Annotated in this window: 14 protein-coding genes; 7 read left to right on the top strand and 7 right to left on the bottom strand. The window is 70.2% G+C overall.

Features of this window, described 5'->3' with window-relative positions:
• Nucleotides 1–12 precede the first annotated feature (12 nt).
• The 6 genes from J8J14_RS06770 to J8J14_RS06745 form a co-directional block, all read right to left on the bottom strand.
• Nucleotides 13–1,008 (bottom strand): 3-hydroxybutyryl-CoA dehydrogenase, encoded by a 996-nt coding sequence (locus J8J14_RS06770; RefSeq protein ID WP_209378713.1) that lies wholly within the window; start codon nt 1,006–1,008, stop codon nt 13–15.
• Complete coding sequence (locus J8J14_RS06765) at nt 995–2,092, bottom strand: NAD/NADP-dependent octopine/nopaline dehydrogenase family protein (RefSeq protein ID WP_209378712.1); 1,098 nt, start codon at nt 2,090–2,092, stop codon at nt 995–997. The genes J8J14_RS06770 and J8J14_RS06765 overlap by 14 nt, the downstream gene beginning before the upstream one ends.
• The gene (locus J8J14_RS06760; protein WP_209378711.1) at nt 2,089–3,561 is read right to left on the bottom strand and encodes a class I adenylate-forming enzyme family protein; all 1,473 of its coding nucleotides are present in this window, start codon (nt 3,559–3,561) and stop codon (nt 2,089–2,091) included. Before J8J14_RS06760 ends, J8J14_RS06765 begins: the two co-directional genes overlap by 4 nt.
• Nucleotides 3,562–3,565: 4 nt before the next feature.
• The gene (locus tag J8J14_RS06755) at nt 3,566–4,834 is read right to left on the bottom strand and encodes an acyl-CoA dehydrogenase family protein (protein WP_209378710.1); all 1,269 of its coding nucleotides are present in this window, start codon (nt 4,832–4,834) and stop codon (nt 3,566–3,568) included.
• Nucleotides 4,834–5,601, bottom strand: coding sequence for an alpha/beta fold hydrolase (locus tag J8J14_RS06750; protein ID WP_209378709.1), 768 nt, complete (start codon nt 5,599–5,601; stop codon nt 4,834–4,836). Before J8J14_RS06750 ends, J8J14_RS06755 begins: the two co-directional genes overlap by 1 nt.
• 62 nt (nt 5,602–5,663) lie before the next feature.
• Nucleotides 5,664–6,710 carry a M29 family metallopeptidase gene (locus tag J8J14_RS06745; RefSeq protein WP_209378708.1) on the bottom strand — a complete coding sequence of 349 codons (1,047 nt, stop codon included), beginning with the start codon at nt 6,708–6,710 and terminating at the stop codon, nt 5,664–5,666.
• A gap of 86 nt (nt 6,711–6,796) precedes the next feature.
• On the opposite strand from J8J14_RS06745, the gene J8J14_RS06740 reads away from it, so the two are divergent.
• On the top strand, nt 6,797–7,216 hold the full coding sequence (locus J8J14_RS06740) for a MarR family winged helix-turn-helix transcriptional regulator (RefSeq protein ID WP_209378707.1): 420 nt from the start codon (nt 6,797–6,799) through the stop codon (nt 7,214–7,216).
• Between the two features lie 61 nt (nt 7,217–7,277).
• Here the strand turns inward: J8J14_RS06740 and J8J14_RS06735 are convergent, their stop codons facing one another.
• Nucleotides 7,278–8,288 (bottom strand): dienelactone hydrolase family protein, encoded by a 1,011-nt coding sequence (locus J8J14_RS06735; RefSeq protein ID WP_209378706.1) that lies wholly within the window; start codon nt 8,286–8,288, stop codon nt 7,278–7,280.
• A gap of 216 nt (nt 8,289–8,504) precedes the next feature.
• On the opposite strand from J8J14_RS06735, the gene J8J14_RS06730 reads away from it, so the two are divergent.
• From J8J14_RS06730 to J8J14_RS06705, 6 genes are read left to right on the top strand one after another with little or no spacing between them, the layout of a single operon-like run.
• Nucleotides 8,505–9,362 (top strand): IclR family transcriptional regulator, encoded by an 858-nt coding sequence (locus J8J14_RS06730; protein ID WP_209378705.1) that lies wholly within the window; start codon nt 8,505–8,507, stop codon nt 9,360–9,362.
• 23 nt (nt 9,363–9,385) lie between these two features.
• Nucleotides 9,386–10,516: an iron-containing alcohol dehydrogenase gene (locus J8J14_RS06725; RefSeq protein ID WP_209378704.1), complete on the top strand. Its 1,131-nt coding sequence runs from the start codon at nt 9,386–9,388 to the stop codon at nt 10,514–10,516.
• Nucleotides 10,516–11,730, top strand: coding sequence for a sialidase family protein (locus tag J8J14_RS06720; RefSeq protein WP_209378703.1), 1,215 nt, complete (start codon nt 10,516–10,518; stop codon nt 11,728–11,730). The genes J8J14_RS06725 and J8J14_RS06720 overlap by 1 nt, the downstream gene beginning before the upstream one ends.
• Complete coding sequence (locus tag J8J14_RS06715; RefSeq protein WP_209378702.1) at nt 11,727–12,617, top strand: dihydrodipicolinate synthase family protein; 891 nt, start codon at nt 11,727–11,729, stop codon at nt 12,615–12,617. The genes J8J14_RS06720 and J8J14_RS06715 overlap by 4 nt, the downstream gene beginning before the upstream one ends.
• A 57-nt stretch (nt 12,618–12,674) precedes the next feature.
• Nucleotides 12,675–13,655, top strand: a complete 981-nt coding sequence (locus J8J14_RS06710; protein WP_209378701.1) for a Bug family tripartite tricarboxylate transporter substrate binding protein — start codon at nt 12,675–12,677, stop codon at nt 13,653–13,655.
• Nucleotides 13,656–13,666: 11 nt separating this feature from the next.
• The gene (locus tag J8J14_RS06705; protein ID WP_209378700.1) at nt 13,667–14,356 is read left to right on the top strand and encodes an SDR family NAD(P)-dependent oxidoreductase; all 690 of its coding nucleotides are present in this window, start codon (nt 13,667–13,669) and stop codon (nt 14,354–14,356) included.
• Nucleotides 14,357–14,433 lie beyond the last annotated feature (77 nt).

Here is a 14,433-nt window from a genome sequence, read left to right as displayed (position 1 = left end):
CTCCGCGCCAGTTCAGTCCGGCAACACGGGTGGTTTGGCGAGCCCTTCGGCCCGCAGTCGATCGACGAGGGCGCCGAGGCGCCGCCGCCGATAGGATTCGATATCCTGGCCGTCATAATTCAGGAAACCCTGCCCGGTGCGAAGCCCGATCCGGCCTTCCTGCATGTTGCGCTCGATGATTTCCGGCGCCCGGTAGCGCTCATGCCCCAGCGCGCCGGTGAGGTAGCGGCTGGCATGGTAGAGGATGTCGCCGCCGCCCCAGTCGATGAACTCCAGCACCCCCAGCACGCCGAAGCGGAAGCCGAAGCCGTATTTCACGGCCTTGTCGATGTCCTCGGCGCTCGCGACGCCTTCCTCCACCATGCGGGCGGCCTCGTTCATGGCCAGGGCCTGGATGCGGGGCACGATGAAGCCGGGGCTGGCCGCGCAGGTCACGGGCACCTTGCCCACGGATTCCAGCAGGGCGTTCAGCCGCGCGACCGTCTCCGGCGCCGTGGCGCGGCCGGACGATACCTCGACCAGCGGGATGATATAGGCCGGGTTGAGCCAATGGGCGTTCAGGAACCGCTCCGGCCCTGCCACGGCGGGGGAGAGGTCATCCACCAGGATGGTGGAGGTGGTGGAGGCCAGGATGGCATCCGGGGCCATCAGGGCCGAGGCGCGGGCCAGGGCCTCGCGCTTGAGATCCAGCACCTCCGGTACGCCCTCGAAGACGATGCCGGCGCTGCCCAGGGCCTCCGCCGCGCCGGAATCCGGCACCACGCGCACGCGGGCGAGCAGCGCCTCCGCCAGGACCGGATCGAAAAGGCCCAGCTCGCCCAGGGTGCGCAGCGCGGCGCCGATCTCGGCCAGGGCTTCGTTCTGGAGGGCCTCGAAGGCCTCCGCCGGGCGGGGCTTCGCGTCCAGCAGCACCACCTCGTGCCCGGCATAGGCGAATTGCACGGCGATGCCGCGCCCCATCCGCCCCGCGCCAAGGCAGGCGACCGGGATGCGTTCAGGCGAAGCCATGGCGCAGCACCCGATCGATGCCCGCACGGTCCAACCCGCCCAGCCCGACATCCGCGAGCCTCCGCCCACCATGATCCGGAGCATCCCCGCGGATGGCGGCGCCGATGGCGGAGAAGCCCTTGGCCAGCGGCACCTCCACCCCCGCCAGCGCGGCCGCGGAGATGATGAGGGACAGGCCGAGGCGCAGATCCTCCGTCATGTAGCGATGCTCGGTGAGGATGATCCGCTCCCGCCAATCGCCGGATTCCGTCAGCCGGTCATGGGAGGCGCGGCCATACATCCATTCCTCGCCCGATTTGGCGTAGTGATGCGCCAGCGGATAATGCGGCGGGCCGTAGCCCAGGGCCTCGCGCACCGCCATGCGCTCGGCATCCAGCGCGTCGGTGGTGCGGCGGATGGCGGGGACCGTGCCCTCGTTGTGGATGTCCCATTTCTCGAAATGCTCGAGCGGGCCGGCATTCATGACGATGAGTGGCGGATGGATGATGGCGCCCGCATTCATCAGCGCGCCGGAGAGCGCATCGCCGCAGGGCTCGATCACGCCGGGGAAGGCGGTGCCGATCACCTTCAGCGCCATCTCCGCCCGGTCCAGCGGAAAGACGCCGACGGGCAGGCGCACGGCGCGGACCGTGACGGCCACCTGGTGCGGCCCGTGCTTGCGGGCGAGCCAGGGGAGGGTGCCGGTTTCGGCGAAGGCCACCTCCGGCCGGCGGCCGCTCTCGTGCAGGGTGTGCGCCATCAGCACCGTGCCGAGCGTGCCGGGTGGCAGGAACACCACCTGGCCATCTTCCAGGCAGGGCGCCAGGAGGCGCGCGATATCGGCCTGGGCCGTGGCCGGGGCCGGGCAGAGGATCAGCTGCGCGCCGCGCACCGCCTCGGCCATGTCGGTGGTGAGGAGGGCCAGCCGCGCCTCATGCACGCCCTTCGAATCCTTCACGGCGATGGTGCTGCCCGCCGCGCGATGCGCCTCCACGGCCGCCGCGTCGCGCCGCCAAAGCCGCACCTCATGCCCGGCCAGGGCCATGTCCCCGGCGGCGGCGAAGGAGCCATTGCCGCCACCGAGGACGGCGATGCGTAGCGTCATGCGTCGGTTCCGATCAGGGGACGAAGCTCGAAATGCCGCACCTTGCCCAGGGCGGTGCGGGGCAGGCTATCGGTGAAGACCACGCGGCGCGGCACCTTAAAGCGCGCCAGCCGGGCCGAGACATGCGCGCGCACCGCCTCCTCCTCCAGCACCGCGCCGGCGCGGAGGACGAGGAAGGCGACCGGCACCTCCTGCCATTTCGGGTCGGGCGCGCCGAGCACGGCGGCTTCCGCGATGGCCGGGTGCTCCAGCAGCACGCGCTCCACCTCCGCGGGGTAGATGTTCTCCCCGCCGGAAATGATCATGTTCTTGCGGCGGTCATGGACGAAGAAATAGCCCTCCTCGTCCCGCGTGCCGATGTCGCCGGTGCGGTACCATCCGTCCTGCATGCATTCGCGCGTGGCGGCCTCGTCCCGCCAGTAGCCGCAGAAGATGTTGCGGCCGCGCAGCATCACCTCGCCCGCCATGCCATGGGGCAGTTCCCGCCCGGCATCATCAGCGATGCGCGCCTCGCAGAGCAGTCCGGGGAGCCCGGTGGAGGAGCCGCGCGAGAGATCGCCGCCCAGGCGCGTGTAGATGGCGATGGGGCAGCTCTCCGTCGCGCCATAGACCTGCAGCAGCGGCAGGCCACGCGCCGTGACGGCATCGATCAACGCCTGGTGCACGGGCTCGGATCCCGTGCTGATGGCGCGCAGCGGGGAGAGGTCCGCATCCGCCCAGCCGGGCAGGGCTAGCAGGGCGCGGAGGGTGGCCGGAACCAGCAGGGTGAGGCTCGGCCGGTCCTGCGCGATGGCGGCCAGCACGGCCTCGGGCACGAAGCGGGAATGGATGGTGACGGTGGCGCCGGCCTGGAGCGCCGGCGTGGTCTGGATGTTCAGCCCGCCCACATGGAAGAAAGGCAGGACGGAGAGGATGTGGTCCTCCGCGACCATGCCATGCATGTGCTGGCTCATCACCGCGTTGTGGAACAGCGCCTCCTGCCGCAGCAGCGCCCCCTTGGGGCGGCCGGTGGTGCCGGAGGTGTAGACGAGGAGGAGAGGATCCTCGAGCACGCCCGGGCCATCCGCATCCGCGCCTGCATACGGTATGTCCAGCGGCGCCGCGGGCAGGTCCGGCGCGGCCTGCCGCAGGGTTTCGGCGAAACCCGGTTCCACGAAGCCCACGCGCGGCTCGGCATGGCCGAGGATATATCCCAGCTCCGCCGCGGCGAGGCGCCAGTTCAGCGGCAGCAGGATCGCGCCCAGCCGCGCGCAGGCATAGAGCAGGATGAGATAGGCGGGGTGGTTCGATGCCAGCACCGCCACCCGGTCGCCCTTGCCCACGCCGTAGCGGGTGCGCAGCAGGAAGGCCGCCCGCGCGATATCCCGCGAAAGGGCGGCATAGGTTATCGCCTGCCCCTCGAAGCGGATCGCGGTCTTGTCCGGCGCGAAGCCGGCGTTGCGGTCTATGAGGGTGGCGAGGTTCGTCACCCGCTCAGTCGTCCTTCTCTCCGGGCTTGTAGAGCGTGTCGCGGCCCAGCCGGTCCAGGCAGATCTCGGCGGTCCAGGGCAGCATGAGGGAGCCGCAGCGGCTGTCGCGGTAGATGCGCTCCAGCGGCAGGCTCTTCAGCATGGCTTGGCCGCCGCAGGTGCGGATGGCCTTGGCCGCCAGCGCATTGGCGTTCTCCATCACCGTGTATTGCGCGGCATAGGCGCGCTGCACCTGCTCCCGCGTCGGGTCGGGGCGGGCCTCGCGGATGGCCTGGAACCAGAGCGCCTTGGTCTGCTCCAGCATGACCCGCATCTCCGCCACCGCGATCTGCTTGGTGGGGAACATCCGGCGCTTCACCGGCGGCATGCCCGGCAGCTCACCGCGCAGATAGGAGACGGTGAAGTCATAGGCTGCCTGCGCCAGGCCCATATAGGTGGGCGTCAGCGTCATGAACATGTGCGGCCAGCGGCCCGCGGCCTGGAAATACACGCCGCGCGGCATCAGCATCGCGTCCTCTGGCACGAAGACGTCCTTCAGCAGCAGCGTGCGGGAGACCGTGCCGCGCATGCCCAGCGGATCCCAGTCGCCCACCACCGAGACACCTTGCGCATCGGCGGGAACGGCGAGGTAGAGGGTGTTGCGGCGGCTCGCCGCCTCGTCGCCCACACGCTCGGTGCAGAGAATGCCGTAATAGTCGGCGGAGCCCGAAAGACTGGCGAAGATCTTCTTGCCGTTGATGATGTAGCCGCCTTCCACCGGGCGGGCCTCCGTGCCGAAGGCGACGGCCCCGGCGGCCGCGGCGCCACCTTCGGAGAAGGGCTGGGAGTAGATCTTCCCGTCCCTCACGATCCGGGCGTAGTGCTTCGCGCGGCGTGCGCGATGCGCGGCACGCTCCCCCTCGGGCATCTCCAGGTCTTCCGAGAGAAGGCCGGACCAGAGGGTGGAACAGACATGCATGTTCCAGGAAAGCGCGGTGGCGCCGCAATAGCGGCCCAGCTCTGCGGCGGTGAGGCAGTAGGTGGTGAAATCCGCCCCTTCTCCGCCATCCTCCTCCGGCACGCAGATGCGCAGCAGGCCCTCGCCGTGCATGTCCCGGAAGTTCTCGATCGGGAAGCGCGCCTCCCGGTCGTATTCCGCGGCGCGGGGCGCGAGCACGGCCTTGCCGAAGCGGCGGGCGCGGGCGGTCAGCTCCGCCTGCTGGGGGGTGAGGTTGAAGGCCTCGGGCGCGAAGATCGGCTCGTCCTGGGCCAGCTCGCTCGGCAGGCTGTCCATCACGCATTCCTCTCGTTCAGGTGGCGGTCCAGGAAATCCAGGACGATCGCGTCAAATTCCTCCGGCGCCTCGATGTTCGGCAGGTGGCCGATGCCGGGCATGCAGCGGTATTCGGCGCCCGGGATCTTCCCGGCCATGCGCTCCATCACCGGGGCCGGGGCGTTGGTATCGGCCTCCCCGGCCAGGCACAGCACGGGAATGCGGATGGCACCGAGCGCGGCGCGCTCGTCGAAGGTGACAAGGCAGCGCACGGCGGCGCGGAAGGTGGGGGAGGGGGTGGCGCCCAGCACGGCGATGGCATGGTCCCGCCAGGGCGTTCCCGCGCCGCGCGGGCCGGTGAGATGGGCGAAGTTCTCCTCCGCCATGTCAGCCATGGTCCGGCCCTCATCCAGCGGCTTCAGCCGGGCGGCGACGAATTTCTGCTGGAACTCGCCCGAGGGATTCCCGAAGGCCGGGCTGGTGGCGCAGAGGATGGCGGCAGCATAGGCACCGGGCCGGCGGCGCAGCAGGGCCTGGGCCACCATGCCGCCCATGGAATGGCCAAGCAGCACCACACGCCCCGGGCCGCGCGCGGCGATGGCGGCTTCCACATCGGCGGCCAGCCCTTCGAAATCCATCGCCCCGACCGGTGGGCGGGCGCCATATCCCGGGAAGTCCAGCGGAACAGGGTCGTAGCCGCGCTCGGCAAAGCTCCCGGCCTGGGGCTGCCACAGCCGCGAATCCGCGCCGATCCCGTGCAGCATCACGACCGAAGCCTTACCCGCCATGCCTGCACCAGCCCTGCCTGCCCCGGATCATATGAAATGTCATATAACTGTCCAGCACAAAATCAGCCGAACACGTCCTGCAGCGCGCCCTTCACCACCACGGGGGTGCCATCCACCAGGATGTCCGTGCCCATGACCGGGATGTCGAAATGCCCGGGCGTGTAGCGGCCCGCGAACTCGTTCGCGCCCGTGGAGAAGAGGAAGTTGCCGGAAACGGCCCGCAGCTCCGTCCCATTGGTGTCGCGCTGGCCATACATGGAGAGCGCCTCGTACCGCGCCGCGGGGTTCATGCCGAAGCCGACATGGGAGACGGCATAGGCTTCCCTGTCGCCCCAGGCGGCGAAGGACTGGCGCATCATCTCCGCATCCGGGCCACTGCCCTCGATGGCGGTGACATAGTCCCTCTCGATGGTCAGGCGGATCGGGGCGGCGAGGTACCGCTTGAAGGTCAGGTTGATGTCGCCCGTGTCCAGCACCAGCGTGCCGTTCACCGTGCCGGCCGCGGGGAAGCTCACCACCAGCCCGCCGGGCCAATGGGCCAGGGTGCCCGCCCGGTCCGTCCAACCCCAGACACCCACGGTGGTGGCGCCGGCCATGTCGATCTCCAGCGCCGTGCCGGCTTCCGATCGCACGCTCATTCGCCTGGCGCCGCGCAGCATCCTGGTCGCGGCTTTCGCCTTCGCGGCCAGGGCTTCGTCCGGGCGCATGCGCTCCAGCGCCTCGGGGTGTTCGTTCGAGATGGAGAGGATACGGGCGCCGCCTTTCAGGATGGCGGCGGTTTCACGGGCATGCATCAGCCCCTGCACCGTCAGGTCCACCACCAGCCCGCTGGCGGCCAGCGCGCCCACAACGGGTTCCAGCCCGCCGATCGCCTCGCTGGCCCCGGTGGAGCGGACGGGCACGGGATAGGGGTTCCGCCCCGTGGGCACGACCAGGTGGAAAGGCCGTGCGCCGAGCTGGAGCAGGGCGAGTTCCGCGAGATGCACGTTCAGCGCGCGCGACTGCGTCTCAGACAGGATCGCCACCGCCTCGCCGGGCTTCACGGCGCATTTCGCCAGAACCTCGGCGAAGGCCTCGATCCACTTGTGCTCGATGCGGTCCGCAAACATGCTTCGGAAACCCTGTGCGTGCGCGGCCATTCGGGCGCAAACAGGGCGTGCCGGTCAAGATAGATGAAAAGGGATGCAATCCGCCCGTGGCCTTCACCGAGGAATACCTGCCCTATCTCCTCGCCCGGGCCAGTCATTCGGTCTCGTCCAGCTTCCACGCCTCCCTGCGGCAATGGGACCTCTCCGTGGCCGAATGGCGGGTGCTGGCCTGCCTGACGGATGTGGATGGGCTGGGCGTCGGGCAGCTGGCGGACATGGCGCTGATGAAGCAGCCCAGCATGACCAAGGTGCTGGACCGGATGGAGGCGGATGGGCTGGTTCGCCGCAAGGCGACGGAGGAGGATCGCCGCCGCGTACTGATCCATCTCACCCCCAGGGGCCGGGCGCGCGTGAAGCCGGTGCTCGCCGCCGCCCTGGCGCATCAGCGCGAGCGCCTCGCGCCCTTCGACGAGGCGGAGCGCGCCCTGATCCTGCGCGCCCTGCACCTGCTGATCGGGGAGGGGTGAAGGAGATGGTTGCCACCGCCGTGCAGCGCCGGAAGGCTGGGGCTGCCCTGCCGCCGCCGGGCTAGCGCAGCAGGTTCTGGCGAACCGCCTCCTCCACCTCGCGAATGGCGGCGGCCAGGGCACGGCCATCCCCGCCAAAGGTGCCGCCCCGCTGCATGCAGCCACGGAGGTAACGCGGGATGGCATCGCCCGGGATGGTTTCGCCCGTGTGCCAGATCCGCCCCTCCCGGCTTTCCAGCCCGATATCCAGGCCGCAATCCCGCGCGGACTGCACCATGGAAAGGAAACGCGGCGGCTCCGGCACGTCGAAGCCGTGATGCGCGCCCTCGAACACGCGCATGGTCACGGGGCTGCCCTTGCTGCGGAACCATTCGGCGTAGCGCGTGCAATGGGCGCTGGGCGTGTAGTCATCCGCGCCGCCGAGCAGCAGCAGCATGGGCGCGCCCGTCACCGCCTCCGCCTTGTAGGGAATGGAGCAGGAGGAATAGAGGGCCACATGCAGGGCGAAGCGCTGGCCCTCCGGCAGGACGGCACGGCGGAAGGGCTCCAGCGCCGTGTACAGCGCCACCTGGCCGCCCTTCGAAAACCCCATGATGCCGATGCGCGACGCATCGATCCCGGGATGGGTCGAGAGCAGCCGGAGCGCGGAGAGGGCGTCTGCAACGCTGGCCGCGAGGGAGAGCCGGCTTTGGTCGGCGCCAGTGGCGCTGATCCCGCGCGGGGTGAAGCTGTCCACCACGAGCGTGGCGATGCCCAGCGCGTTCAGCCGTTCTGCCCAGGCCATCTCCCGCCCGGGCCGGATGCCGCCGCTGCCATGGGAGATGATCATGGCCGGCACCTTCCCGCGCGCCCGGGGCGGCATGGCCAGCACGCCCGTGATGGGGGTGCCGGGCGATGTGCCCGCCAGCATCTGGCTGGGCCCGGTCGGCGTGGCGGAGAGGAACTCCAACTGGCCGGAGCGCCCATCCCGTAGATCCGCCAGGGGCTGGGCCTGCCCCGGGGGCGCGGCAAAGGCCAGTGCGGCAGCGAGCAGGACCGAGGCGAGCAGCGGGCGCATCCGGGCTTGTTCCATCCATGGCTGCCCGGTGCACCGGGCACGGCGTTGCGGCGGGATTCCTAAAGCCGTGCTTCCGGCCTCGACAGGGCTCCCGGCCAGGCCTCGCCCGGCTGCCGGAACGGGACGGCAGCTTTGCCTTGACGCAGCGCGCAGCGGCTGCTGAAACTCGCCCCAACAGAACAACATTTGTTCGCATTCCGAACTTCGGCGGAAAGCGGCTCAGGAGGGATGATGGCCAGGAGCGAAGGAGGCGAAGCGCCAGCCGCGCCCGGCCAGCTTGCCCCCACCGGCAATCCCAAGAACCTCGTTCACTCCGCGGCGAAGGTGTTCGCGGTGCTGCGCGCCTTCGGGGCGGACCTGCCGGAGCTGACCGTCACCGAGGTCGCCACCCGGGCCGGGCTGGACCGTGGCACCGCCTTTCGCCTGATCCACACGCTGATCGCCCTGGGCTACCTGCGCGCCGTGCCGGGCACGCGGCGCTTCCGCCTGACGCTGCGCTGCCTCGAACTCGGCTTCGCCGCCCTCTCCGCCAACGACCTGCCGGGCCATGCGGAGCCGCTGCTGCGCGAGCTGGTCCCCAGCCTGGCGGATGCCGGCTCCCTCGGCGTGATCGAGGGCGGGGAGGTGATCTACCTGCAGCGCGTCCAGCAGGGGCTGGAGCGGAGCGGCGTGGTGCGCCGCCCCGGCACGCGGGTGGGCGCCTATGCCACCGCGCTGGGCCACGCCATCCTCGCCCACTTCCCGCGCCACCGGCAGATCGAGCATCTGGAAGCGGTGGAACGGGTGATGCTCTCCGAGCGCACGGTGACGGATCTCGACGCCCTGCTGGCGCGGCTGGAAGCGGTGCGGGCCCAGGGCTACGCCGTTTCGGATGGCGAGAATGCCTATGGCCTCCGCACCATCGCCGCGCCCGTGCTCGGCACGGATGGGCTGCCTCTGGCGGGGGTCAGCCTCACCATCCAGGCCGCGCGCCAGCCGATCGGTGCCTTTGTCGAAACCGCCCTTCCCCATCTGCGCCGCCTGGCCGAGGAGCTGACGGAGGGCGTGCGCCTCTCCCTCGGCGCCATCGGCCTGCGCCGCGCCGGATAGCCCTTTCAGCCGGAACCAACGCGATGCCCGATCTCCACAGCCCCATCGAGCTTCTCCGCCCGCAGCGCATCGAGTTCGGCTCCGGCACCCTTTCCGTCATCCGCCCCTGGGTGGAGGAGCGCGGCCTGAAGCGCATCCTGGTGGTGGCCGATGCCTTTAATGCGGGCCGCGTCGATCTGCTCGGCCTTCCGGGCGAGGTCACCGTCTTCGGGGAGGTGAAGCCCGAGCCCGACCTGCCAAACCTGGAGAAGGTGCTGGCGGTCGCCGAGGCGATGAAGCCAGATCTCGTCATCGGCTATGGCGGCGGCAGCGCCATGGACCTGGCCAAGCTCGTCGCCGTGCTGCCGGGCAGCGGGCAGACGCTGCATGATGTCGTCGGCCCCGAGAAGGTGCGCCGCCGCAGCGCCGCGCTGATCCAGGTGCCCACCACCGCGGGCACGGGCAGCGAGGGCGGCACGCGCTCCCTCGTCACCGATCCCGCCACGCAGAACAAGCTGGCGGTCCAGAGCCGGCACATGCTGGCCGACCTCGCCGTGGTCGATCCCGACCTGACCATGACCGTGCCGCCCGCGGTGACCGCCGCGACGGGCGTGGATGCCATGGCCCATTGCGCCGAGGCCTTCACCAGCCGGAAGGCGCATCCGATCATCGACCTCTACGCGCTGGAGGGCATCCGGCTTGTCGGCCGCTTCCTGCCACGCGCGGTGAAGGACGGGTCGGACAGGGAGGCGCGCGCGGGCCTCGCCCTGGCCTCCATGTATGGCGGCTTCTGCCTGGGCCCCGTGAACACCACGGCGGGCCATGCGGTGGCCTATCCGCTCGGCACGCGGCACCACATTCCGCACGGCCTGGCCTGCGCGCTGATCTTTCCGCACACCCTGGCCCATAACGCCCCGGCCGTGCCGGAGAAGACGGCGCTGGTGCTGGAGGCGCTGGGCCTCCCCGCCTCCCAGGATCCGGGCACCGTGCTGGAAGGCGCCCATGCCTTCTGCGAGCGCCTGGGCGTGGAGATGCGCCTCTCCCGCCTGAACGTGCCGCGCGATGACCTCGGCACCATGGCGACGGAGGCGCATGCCATCCGCCGCCTGCTGGACAACAACCCCCGTGACCTCAGCCGGGACGAGATTCTGGCCATGTATGAGGCAGCCTACTGATGTCCGCCGCCACCTCTCCCTCGGGCAGCCCTCCGCCCGATTTCAGCGCCAATGGCAGGCTCGCCCCGCATCCCGGCGATGCCGCGCGGATCGAGACCTTCATCCCACACGCCACCGTGCAGAGCCATGCGGCGAACCTGACCCAACTGCCGAATGGCGACATCGCCTGCGTGTGGTTCGGCGGAACCCAGGAAGGCGTGCCGGATATTTCCGTGCAGTTCTCCCGCCTCGCCCGCGGAAGCGACACCTGGACCCAGCCGGTGCAGCTCTCGGACGACCCGACGCGCTCGGAGCAGAACCCGCTGCTCTTCCCCGCGCCGGACGGCACGCTCTGGCTGATCTGGACCGCGCAGATCAGCGGCAACCAGGACACCGCCATCGTCCGCTGCCGCAAATCCGCCGATCATGGCCACACATGGGGCCCGATCGAGACGCTGTTCGGCCCGCGCCCGGATGGCGGCACCTTCATGCGCCAGCCGGTGGTGGTGCTGGAAAATGGCGACTGGCTGCTGCCCATCTGGGTCTGCCTTACCACCCCCGGCCGGAAATGGGTGGGGGACAAGGACTACAGCGCGGTGAAGATCTCCTCCGACCAGGGCAGGAGCTGGACCGAGGTGGGCGTGCCCAACAGCGAGGGCTGCGTGCACATGAGCGTGCTGGACATGAAGGATGGCAGCCTCGTCGCCTTCTATCGCAGCCGCTGGGCAGACAATGTCTATGTCTCCCGCTCCACCGATCTCGGCCGGAGCTGGACGGCGCCCGAGACGACGGAGCTGCCGAACAACAACTCCTCCATCCAGGCCGTGCGGCTGGCCAATGGCCATATCGGCATGGTTTTCAACGAGAGCAGCGCGGCCGATGCCAGGGAGCGCCGCCTCTCCCTCTATGACGACATCGAGGGCGATGAGGGCGACGACCGCGCGGAGCCCGTGCCGGTGGAGGGCGTGCGCAGCACCTTCTGGGGCGTGCCCCGTGCGCCGATGACGCTCGCCATCTCCACCGATGGCGGCCGGACCTGGCCGTATCGCCGGAACCTGGAGACCGGCGACGGCTACTGCATGACCAACAATTCGCGGGACAAGGCGAACCGCGAGTTCTCCTACCCCACCATCATGCAGTCCCCGGATGGGGCGCTGCACATCGCCTACACCTATTACCGGCAGGCCATCAAATACGTCCGCGTGGCCGAGGGCTGGACCGGAGTTCCCGCATGAGCATGCTTCATCCCACCGGCGTCTTTTCCGCGGCGCTGACGCCGCTGGACAATGCGCTGAATCCCGACCTGCCCGTCTTCGTGGACCATGCGAAGCGGCTGATCGCCCAGGGCTGCGATGGCATCGCGCTGCTCGGCACCACGGGGGAGGCCAACTCCTTCTCCGCCGATGAGCGCAAGGCGATCCTGGAAGCGTCCGTGCAGGGCGGCATCGAGCCGGGCCGCCTGCTGCCCGGCACGGGCGTGGTGGCCATCCCCGAGACGGTGGCGCTGACGAAGCACGCCCTTTCCCTCGGCGTGAACACCGTCGTGATGCTGCCGCCCTTCTACTACAAGGCGCCGAGCGAGGCCGGCGTGATCGCCGCCTATTCCGAGATCGTGGAGCGGATCGGCAGCAGCGACCTGCGCGTGGTTCTGTATCATATCCCGCAGATGTCGGCCGTGCCGGTCACGGCCAACATCATCGAGGCGCTGCTGAAGCGCTATCCCGGCACCTTCACCGGCATCAAGGACAGCGCGGGCGACTTCGCCAACATGGAGATGCTGGTGAAGGCCTTCCCCGGCTTCGCCGTGCTGGCGGGCGCGGACCCGCTGCTGCTGCCGCTGATGCGGGCGGGCGGCGCGGGCTGCATCACCGCCACCTCCAACCTCGTGGCCGCCGACCTCGCCTTCATCTATCGGAACGCGAAGGATCCTTCGAAGGCCGCCGAGGTGGATGCGGCGCAGGCCCGCGTGGTGGCCAAGCGCAACCAGGCCTCGAAATTCGCCCAGATGGCGTCGCTGAAGGTGCTGCTGGCGAAGGAAACAGGCCACCAGGGCTGGACGCGCCTGCGCCCGCCGCTGGTTCCCCTCAACGCCAAGGAGTCGGCCCAGCTTCTCGCGGCCTGAACGGCAACAGGGCCGGTCCCGCAGAAGGGCCGGCCCTTTCAATGGGAGAGAGACACGATGAACAGGCGCCATTTCCTTCTGGCCGCTTCCGCCGCCGGCACCGGCGTGCTGGCTTCCCCCGCCATCCATGCGCAGCAGGCCTGGCCGCAAGGCAAGCCGATCCGCGTGATCATTCCCTGGCCGCCCGGTGCCGCAAATGACACGCTGGGCCGCCTGCTGGCCCAGCGCCTTTCGGAAAAGCTGAGCGCGACCGCGGTGGCCGAGAACCGCACGGGCGGCGCGGGCCTGGTGGGCACCAATGCCGTGCTGCAGGCCGCGCCGGATGGCTACACCCTGCTCGCCTCCGCCTTCAACACGGCGGTGATGCCGCTGGTGCTGAAGGGCGCCAACTTCGATCCGCAGAAGGATCTGGAGGTCTGCGCCCGCACGGCCCGCGCGCCGCTCGTCCTCGCGATTTCCGGCCAGAAGCGGGAGAAGACGCTGGCGGAGGTGATCGCGGCGGCCAAGGCCAAGCCGCGCGAGTGGAACTTCGCGATTTCCTCCCTCGGCTCCGCGGGCCATCTCGCCACCATCGAGTTCCTGCGCCGCACCGGGCTGGATCTGGACATGGTGACCTATCGCGGTACCCAGCCCGCCCTGACGGACCTGATGGGCGGCAATGTGCAGCTGCTGATCGATCCCTGCTTCGCCATCCTGCCCGCCCGGGGCGACGGCAAGATCAATGTCCTCGGGATCGCGGCGCCCGAGCGCTCCGGCCTGGCGAGCGACGTGCCGACCATGGGCGAAGCCGGCCTGCCCGGATACGAGTTCCAGTCCTGGTATGGCGTTTGGGCGCCCAAGGGGACCCCGGCGGAGATCTGCGGCCGCATCAACGCCCTGATGCAGGAGACGATGCGCGAGCCTGCCATCGTGCAGCGCATGACCAACCAGGTGCTGGAGCCGGTGACGGAGAGCATCGAGGAATCGAAGCGCTTCATCGCCAGCGAGATCACCCGCGCCAGCGAGCTGCTGAAGCTCGTGAACTACCAGCCGGAGTGATCGCGCATCCCATGAACGGGCCCGCCCCCACCCGCCACGCCGTCGTCACCGGCGTCAGCTCCGGCATCGGTGCCAGCATCGCGGCCCGGCTGCTGCGGGAGGGGTGGCGGGTGACCGGCCTCAGCCGCTCCGCCCCGGATCGGGCCGAGCCGGGCTTCGCCCATCGCGCGGCGGACCTTTCCGATCCCGCCAGCCTGGAAGCGGCGGTGCAGGGGCTGCGGCCGGATGCGCTGGTGCATGCGGCCGGCCTGCTCCGCACCAACGGCCTCGGCGCGCTCGATGCCGGGGACGGGGAGGCGATGTGGCGCCTTCACGTCGCGGCGGCGGAACGGCTGGCCAACCTGGTCGTGCCGGTGATGCGCGATGGCGGGCGCGTCGTCCTGATCGGCAGCCGCACGGCCACCGGCGCGGCGGGGCGCAGCCAGTATGCGGCCACCAAGGCCGCCATGCTGGCGCTTGCCCGTTCCTGGGCGGCGGAGCTGGCCCCGCGCGGCATCACCGTGAATGTGGTGGCGCCCGCCGCCACGGATACGCCGATGCTGCGCGACCCCGCCCGCGCGGGCGTCCCGCCCCGCGTGCCGCCGATCGGCCGCTTCATCCAGCCGGAGGAGGTCGCGGCCCTCACCGCCTTCCTCCTGTCCGGGGAGGCTGGCGCCATCACGGGGCAGCAGATCACCATCTGCGGCGGCAGCTCCCTGTAGCGCCGGGGCGGATGGGGCGGTCCGGTGGATCGACCCCGAGTCCTTGCGCTAACGTCACCGAAGCGCGGCTCAGCGAC

The sequence above is a fragment of the Pararoseomonas baculiformis genome (genome assembly GCF_017813395.1).
In the GTDB taxonomy this organism is placed as follows: Bacteria; Pseudomonadota; Alphaproteobacteria; order Acetobacterales; family Acetobacteraceae; genus Roseomonas; species Roseomonas baculiformis.
Note: the sequence above shows the minus strand (reverse complement) of the source record. Positions and strands in the feature narration are given on the sequence as shown.

What these genes read in the sequence shown, in the direction of transcription:
- J8J14_RS06770 (WP_209378713.1), bottom strand. Translation starts at nt 1,008, where the DNA reads ATGGCTTCGCCTGAACGCATCCCGGTCGCCTGCCTTGGCGCGGGGCGG.
- J8J14_RS06765 (WP_209378712.1), bottom strand. Translation starts at nt 2,092, where the DNA reads ATGACGCTACGCATCGCCGTCCTCGGTGGCGGCAATGGCTCCTTCGCC.
- J8J14_RS06755 (WP_209378710.1), bottom strand. Translation starts at nt 4,834, where the DNA reads ATGGACAGCCTGCCGAGCGAGCTGGCCCAGGACGAGCCGATCTTCGCG.
- J8J14_RS06750 (WP_209378709.1), bottom strand. Translation starts at nt 5,601, where the DNA reads ATGGCGGGTAAGGCTTCGGTCGTGATGCTGCACGGGATCGGCGCGGAT.
- J8J14_RS06745 (WP_209378708.1), bottom strand. Translation starts at nt 6,710, where the DNA reads ATGTTTGCGGACCGCATCGAGCACAAGTGGATCGAGGCCTTCGCCGAG.
- J8J14_RS06735 (WP_209378706.1), bottom strand. Translation starts at nt 8,288, where the DNA reads ATGGAACAAGCCCGGATGCGCCCGCTGCTCGCCTCGGTCCTGCTCGCT.
- J8J14_RS06730 (WP_209378705.1), top strand. Translation starts at nt 8,505, where the DNA reads ATGGCCAGGAGCGAAGGAGGCGAAGCGCCAGCCGCGCCCGGCCAGCTT.
- J8J14_RS06725 (WP_209378704.1), top strand. Translation starts at nt 9,386, where the DNA reads ATGCCCGATCTCCACAGCCCCATCGAGCTTCTCCGCCCGCAGCGCATC.
- J8J14_RS06720 (WP_209378703.1), top strand. Translation starts at nt 10,516, where the DNA reads ATGTCCGCCGCCACCTCTCCCTCGGGCAGCCCTCCGCCCGATTTCAGC.
- J8J14_RS06715 (WP_209378702.1), top strand. Translation starts at nt 11,727, where the DNA reads ATGAGCATGCTTCATCCCACCGGCGTCTTTTCCGCGGCGCTGACGCCG.
- J8J14_RS06710 (WP_209378701.1), top strand. Translation starts at nt 12,675, where the DNA reads ATGAACAGGCGCCATTTCCTTCTGGCCGCTTCCGCCGCCGGCACCGGC.
- J8J14_RS06705 (WP_209378700.1), top strand. Translation starts at nt 13,667, where the DNA reads ATGAACGGGCCCGCCCCCACCCGCCACGCCGTCGTCACCGGCGTCAGC.